The organism is Mucilaginibacter humi, assembly GCF_013087555.1.
In genome coordinates, this window is record NZ_JABFCR010000037.1 from 21702 (window position 1) to 27993 (window position 6292).

The window sequence follows — 6292 nt, forward strand, 5'->3', positions numbered from 1 at the left end:
AGGGTAAGCATCTAAATATTTAATGTTCCGGTGTCGTTTATACCATCGTTATTAGGGGTAAATGTATTAGGCACAACGGGAGTTTTTAAAACCGTTATTGCTACCTCTGCCGACGCCGAACAACCATTGGATGTGGTTACCGTAAGTGTATATTTTGTATCAATCCCCGGGCTAAAAAATGGATTAAGGGCGGTAGGGTCGCTAATACCTGCAACAGGCGACCACAAATATTTTAAATTACTGCCGCTTACGCCGGGGTTTAAAGTTGTTTGCTGGCCTTCTAAGGCAGTGGCGGTTGTGGCCAGCGTTATTACCGGTAAAGCGCTAACCGTGATTTTAAAAGTTGTGGTATACGTGCAGCCGGTATTATCTGCAGTGTACAAATAATTAATAGTAAATGTGCCGGTACCTGAAACTTTCGGGTCAAATGCCCCATCAGTAGTTATGCCCTCTCCGGTAAATGTTGGTTTGCCCGGTACATTGGCCGATGTTTTAATAATTATTGGCCCGGCATCCTGGCATAGAATATAAGGGCTTACCAGCGCGGTACCGTTTACTGATAAAACAGCCACAGGTGCGGGGTTAATAACTACGTCCTGTTTAAATGTCGGATCAGGACAGGGGCCGCCAATACGTGCTATTAAAAGCGCATGATAAATTTGTGGTGTTGCGCTGTTATTTGGCTCATAAAAATAATGATATTTTTTATCGCTGCGCATTTTAGCCTGAGTAATTACCACGCTATCTGTTGGATGATTATCAACGTCGTAAAACCACACCAATCTTTTTATATTACTGCTAACGGCTGTTTTATCAATAAAAGTTACACTATCGCTACCGCAAAGGCTGGCTTTATTTTCTATTTCAAAATTAGCTACAGGTGCTGCGGTTGCTGTAAATGTTTTTTGCTGTATACTTGGCGGACATCCGTTTTGTGACGACACTGTTAAAGTTGCCGTATAGTTACCGGGATTAACATATGTATGAGTTGGATTTTGAAGTGATGAAGTATTGGGGTTAGCTGCCGTTGCTGCCCCATCTCCAAAATTCCAGCTAAAAGTAAAACCCGGGGTGCCCGGCTTTATAGTTTCATCAGTAAACTGGGTAACCTCCCCCGGGCAAATGCTAAACTTAGCAGCTGTCGCTGTAACTGTTTTTGAGAATATATCGCTTACACAACTTGTAGATGTTGTTACTTCTAAAGACACTGGTGATCTCCGGTAGTGGCAAAGGTATGCGTAAAGGGGGCACCACTTGTTAAGATTAGGGCGGGCGTCCCATCATCAAAACTCCAATGCCATTGTACTATAGGGTTGGTACTTGTGGATTTATCTGTAAAAGTAACCGGCGAATTAGGGCATAACGATACAGTCACATCAAAATCTGCAACTACTTTTGACGTTACGTTTACTGTTTGCTGAAAGCTCGACGCACACCCTGTGCTATTTGCCACTGTAAGTTTTACAGGGTAAACGCACGGAGTTGCATACGTATGAGACGGGTTGGCATCTACGCTGTTTTCCCCGTCTCCAAAATCCCATTTCCAGCTGGTTATGGGTGTGCCATTTGGGGTTGATTTATCTTTGAAATCGACCGTTTTAAGCAGGCAATTCGCATCGCTATTAGTGGCTATAAATGCTGCAACGGGTGTGTTACCCACCGTAAGTGTTAGTATATTAGACGATACCGGCAGGACGCCGAACCAATATTTGCTTCGGCAGTTACCATGCGATATTGATAAGTGCCTGCAACGGCCGGCTGATTTACTGTAAAAGTGGTTGTATTGGCGCCGGCAATATTTGCCCCAGGACGAGCCTGTATTTACCTGCCATTGATAAGATGGATTAACATAAGTGTTGTTTACAACAGTTGAATTTAAAGTGTAACTTTGGGTGTTACCGGTACAGGCCTGTACCGAAGCCGTTGACTGGGTGCCAACAACAAAATTAGAGCTAACGTTAGGGCCACATGGACGAAAAGTAATATCGTCTAAAACCAAATCGTTGCCTGGTATGCCGCCGGGTGAGTTATTGGTTATTTGTACGATAACATCCGACTCTCCTATCGGCATTTTAAAACTTGTTCCATATTGTTTCCAGATTAACCCACCCGGCGTTACCGGAATAGCACCGGTGTTAAATGTTGCGAGTACAGAAACACCATCCGTTTTAAATATAGTAAAGGTGAGGTCTGGTGGACTAACGTCCGTAGTTCTTATCAAATTTGCGGCCCATGCCGCAAACTCAAAAGTAGTACCTGAACATAAGCCCGTAACCGTGGTTTTGTAAAAATAATCTGTTTTTAATGAGCTGGCATTTACCACCATCATATAGCCACCGGTATTGCCCGTATGGTCTTTAGTGCTCCACCAAACGTTACCAGAGCCGGCAGTAGTATTTTCAATAGTATATGAACCATCGGTAGGGAAATCACTGGCACTATTAGTATAGCTGGTAGTACCCGCAGGTAAAGCCGGTGCATGTACTGAACTGCCTGCACCAAAATCAATTTTTACAACCGGGTCGCCTAAGCTGCCGCTACAAAGCTGTGCATAGCTTACGGCAGGTAAAGCCGCAAGCAATACTATAACCAGAACTAAGCTGTATTTCTTTATAAAGTTTACTATACTCGCTATATACATAGTCCCGGGCAAAACCTACTATTCAAATGTAGTTAAAGTTGCCCGCAGGTCAAAAAATGTATCGCCGAAAATGGGCTTTGTATAGATGAATGAAAATAAGGCGTTTATCACGCTATTTATTCCTGGCTGCGGGTAATAAATTTTTATAAAAACAGGCCAGTAAAACCGGGGCGATAAATGTATGCAATGTAATTAATAGGGGTGTACCCATTATCCATGCGTTGGCTAAAAAACCTTTGTTTAGTAAGCCATTTAAAGCAGTAAGCACATATGTTAGTATAAACACCAACGGCAAGGTTAAAAATCCCAATAAGTACAACCACGCCATTTTGTTTTTAAGCGTTAGATATGCTTTGACGATAGGCGGCACCCCTAATAACAATAGGATACAAGAACCAGTTAAAATCAGTTGATTATGGGTTAAACTATCTTTAAGCAGTGCCTTGGTAACTATCATTTCATCGCCGCTGCCCATCATAACCTGGCTTATGCGGCCGAAAGGAATATTGGCAAATACCAATGCAAAACCAGCGGCTTTATAATTGTCATTGATAGCGTATAACAACCCCATTCCCACCCACATCATTATAAATGAAAAAAACGGGCCGGTTAACGTAGCCAGCCACGAGTTTGGATAATGTTCGTTGCAATCCTTACATAAATTCCAAACATTAAAGTCCCTGCTGCCCCAATCGCCACAGATGATGCGGCCGGTGATGATATGTACAGTTTCATGCAGTTCAAGCATTGCCAGTGTCAGCAATAAAAAGGCAATTATATAACCAAAGGATAGTTTAAGTTTCATGGAAACTCAGACTACTATACTTGAATTTAGGTTACAGATGTTCTGCTACATCGCCCGACCTACCCCAAATTGATCACCAGCTCTAACGGGTTTACCATCTTTAAAGTCAATTTCTAATACTTTTTCGCTGGCAACGTTATTGTAATTCTCATCTTTAAGTATGGTTACAATTTTGCGGGTTTTAACGTCAATAACCTCTCCGCTTGATGGATACGCGTATTTACCATCAATTGTAAAAGTTATCCAGCCGGGCATATCCTGTAAAGGTATAGTGGTCAGCTGTTGATAAGGCTCTACAGCGCTGAAAATATGCATCCGCATATTAAATCCATCGCATAGCCAAATCTCCTTTTCATCGGGAGTTAAACCTATACCATGGCTGGGGCAGGAGTGCCGCCTAACCGGGCCCGTTGTCCAACCCTCTACTTCCTTATGTGCTACTTTCTTCCCGGTTGTGATGTCGCCCACTTCAAAGCCCAGCAAATCATTACAGTTAACAAAAATGCGGGTTTCTTTTCTGTTGATTGTAAAGGGCCGTACAAAATTTATAAACGGGCCAACACGGGCAGTAACTTCGTTGGTTTTGGTATCGGCAATTTTTACTATGGTATTTTTAATATCGGCCGGGTAAGCATGTTTGCCTGATAAGGCGTAGATAGTATTATGCGATGCGTTAAACCCATCCAGTCGTTTTATAATATTGCCGTTCTCGCAGTCGATAACGTTCCAGTAATGGCTCTCTAATGATGGCAGGTACATGGTTTTACCATCCGGAGAAACTGACAGGCGGTCACATCCGCCGGGGATAGGCTTTTCCCAAATAAGCTTACCGGTTACAATATCAATACGCTGTAGTGCTTCAAGCGTGGTTACATAAACACTATGCAGCGGCAGGCTTACGCCTATACCTTTAACGTTTGATGGCAAGCCATTTTTAGGATGCAACCCGTTTAACGCGATACGTTTTACAAACTTATGGCCATGATCAATATCAAATACCATTAACCCATGGCCGCCGTAACCCAAATAATCGCGGATGCCGGGGGCGGCCACAAATAAGTATCGCCCGTTCATTAAAGCAGAAGCTGCTTTTGCCGGACGGGCAATAGGGGGAACTGGTCTCCACGATACGGCTAAAGAAATAACAGTGCAACAAACAAGCGCAACGGCAGCCCGGGTACTAATTTTCATAACATGCTTATTTTTAGGAATATTGGTTGCGTTAAGATAGGAAGTCGCCTTTAAAATAGCAAGAGGTATTTTTTGAGTGATCAATTTACAGTTTCAACAAAGGCATTACATTGCCATATTTGCAAATACTATATTAAATTATAACTTCATAGACAAAAACTATAAGGCATTTAAAATTCCAATAATATACACGACTTGAAATCCGTATATTTGCATAAAAATAAAACACACATAATTATATATGATTACCATAGGACAAAAATTCCCGGCTTTCTCTAAAACAGCCGTAGTAAGTTTAGAAAAAGGAAAAGAATTTGAAACATTAACCTCTGATTATTTGGTTAATGATGATAATGTTTGGACCGTAATGTTTTGGTGGCCAAAGGATTTTACCTTTGTTTGCCCTACTGAAATTGCCGAATTTAACAAAAACTATGGCGAGTTCCGCGACCGCGAGACCCGTTTAATTGGTGCATCAACTGACTCTGAATTTGTACACGCTGCACGGAGAACTCATCATGATGATCTGCGCGATTTGAAATTCCCGATGTTAGCTGATACTTCAAAATCATTAGCCGAGGAATTGGGCATATTAGAGCCTAACGAAAAAATCGCTTATCGTGCAACTTTTATTATTGACCCTACCGGCATTGTACGTTGGGTATGTGTTAACGATTTAAGCGTTGGCCGTAACGTTAAGGAAGTATTACGTGTATTAGATGGTTTACAAACCGATGAGCTTTGCCCATGCAACTGGGAAAAGGGCCAGGAAACATTAACTGTTTAAGACCTTAAAATCCCCTATAAAACGGGGATTTTTTTATTGACTGTAAATTACATTAAATCATGAGCGAAAGCACAGAAACAATAAACGAATTATTACAAAGCATTGGCGTTGACACTTCATACCGCACCGCCAGCCTTACTTTGTTGGAACAAGGCGAATCGCGCTATTTACGCGATTTGAAATTAAACTTTACCAGTACACTAACTTCAGACCAGTTAAGCACTAAAGAATGCGCCCTATTGGGTTTAAGTGTAGCTGTTAATAACAATAACCTGCCGCTTACTAATTACTATACCAAATATGCTGCAGAACAAGGCGCCACAAATGAAGATATTGCAGAGGCTGCAGCTTGCGCATCATTACTGGCATCAAACAATATATTTTACCGGTTCAGGCATTTTACGCAGAAGGAAAAGTACACCCAGATACCGGCGCGCATCCGTATGCAAATAATGATGAAGCCGGTAACCGGCAAGGAGTTTTTTGAATTGATGAGCTTAACTATATCTGCAGTAAATGGGTGTGAAATGTGCGTTAACGCCCATGAAGATTCTTTAATAAAGCTTGGTACCAGCGAAGAGCGTATATTTGATGCTATCCGCATAGCGTCGTTGGTAACTGCAACTGGAAAAATTATATTTTAATTACTGTTTTTTTTCGATATTTATATTAAATTTTAATAAACTGGGTAATTACCCATATATAAAGCGTAGTAATAGTCCGGTTTATTAAATTTAATATAAATATCGAAAAAAACAGTAATTAAAATAATTTTTCCAGTTGCAGTTACCAACGACGCTATGCGGATAACATCAAATACGCTCTTCGCTGGTACCAAGCTTTATTAAAGAATCTTCATGGGCGTTAA

6 protein-coding genes are annotated in these 6292 nt (G+C 41.4%); 2 read left to right on the forward strand and 4 right to left on the reverse strand.

What is annotated here, in order from left to right; translation table 11 throughout:
• Window positions 1-11: 11 nt before the first annotated feature.
• From HK413_RS08960 to HK413_RS08975, 4 genes are all read right to left on the reverse strand, one after another.
• Complete coding sequence (locus HK413_RS08960; protein ID WP_175269942.1) at window positions 12-1208, reverse strand: PKD domain-containing protein; 1197 nt, start codon at window positions 1206-1208, stop codon at window positions 12-14.
• Window positions 1199-2641 carry a PKD domain-containing protein gene (locus HK413_RS08965; RefSeq protein ID WP_175269943.1) on the reverse strand — a complete coding sequence of 481 codons (1443 nt, stop codon included), beginning with the start codon at window positions 2639-2641 and terminating at the stop codon, window positions 1199-1201. Before HK413_RS08965 ends, HK413_RS08960 begins: the two co-directional genes overlap by 10 nt.
• Before the next feature lie 112 nt (window positions 2642-2753).
• Window positions 2754-3446, reverse strand: a complete 693-nt coding sequence (locus tag HK413_RS08970; protein WP_175269944.1) for a hypothetical protein — start codon at window positions 3444-3446, stop codon at window positions 2754-2756.
• A gap of 45 nt (window positions 3447-3491) precedes the next feature.
• Window positions 3492-4499, reverse strand: coding sequence for a YncE family protein (locus HK413_RS08975; protein ID WP_175269945.1), 1008 nt, complete (start codon window positions 4497-4499; stop codon window positions 3492-3494).
• Window positions 4500-4878: 379 nt separating this feature from the next.
• Here HK413_RS08975 and HK413_RS08980 point away from each other — a divergent pair, with 379 nt between their 5' ends.
• Both HK413_RS08980 and HK413_RS08985 read left to right on the forward strand, forming a co-directional pair.
• Window positions 4879-5424: a peroxiredoxin gene (locus HK413_RS08980; protein WP_175269946.1), complete on the forward strand. Its 546-nt coding sequence runs from the start codon at window positions 4879-4881 to the stop codon at window positions 5422-5424.
• A gap of 59 nt (window positions 5425-5483) precedes the next feature.
• Window positions 5484-6068: a carboxymuconolactone decarboxylase family protein gene (locus tag HK413_RS08985; RefSeq protein ID WP_175269947.1), complete on the forward strand. Its 585-nt coding sequence runs from the start codon at window positions 5484-5486 to the stop codon at window positions 6066-6068.
• Window positions 6069-6292 lie beyond the last annotated feature (224 nt).

Bases quoted from the DNA above. Each gene is read 5' to 3' on its own strand.
- HK413_RS08970 (WP_175269944.1), bottom strand. From the start codon at position 3,446: ATGAAACTTAAACTATCCTTTGGTTATATAATTGCCTTTTTATTGCTG.
- HK413_RS08965 (WP_175269943.1), bottom strand. From the start codon at position 2,641: ATGTATATAGCGAGTATAGTAAACTTTATAAAGAAATACAGCTTAGTT.
- HK413_RS08980 (WP_175269946.1), top strand. From the start codon at position 4,879: ATGATTACCATAGGACAAAAATTCCCGGCTTTCTCTAAAACAGCCGTA.
- HK413_RS08985 (WP_175269947.1), top strand. From the start codon at position 5,484: ATGAGCGAAAGCACAGAAACAATAAACGAATTATTACAAAGCATTGGC.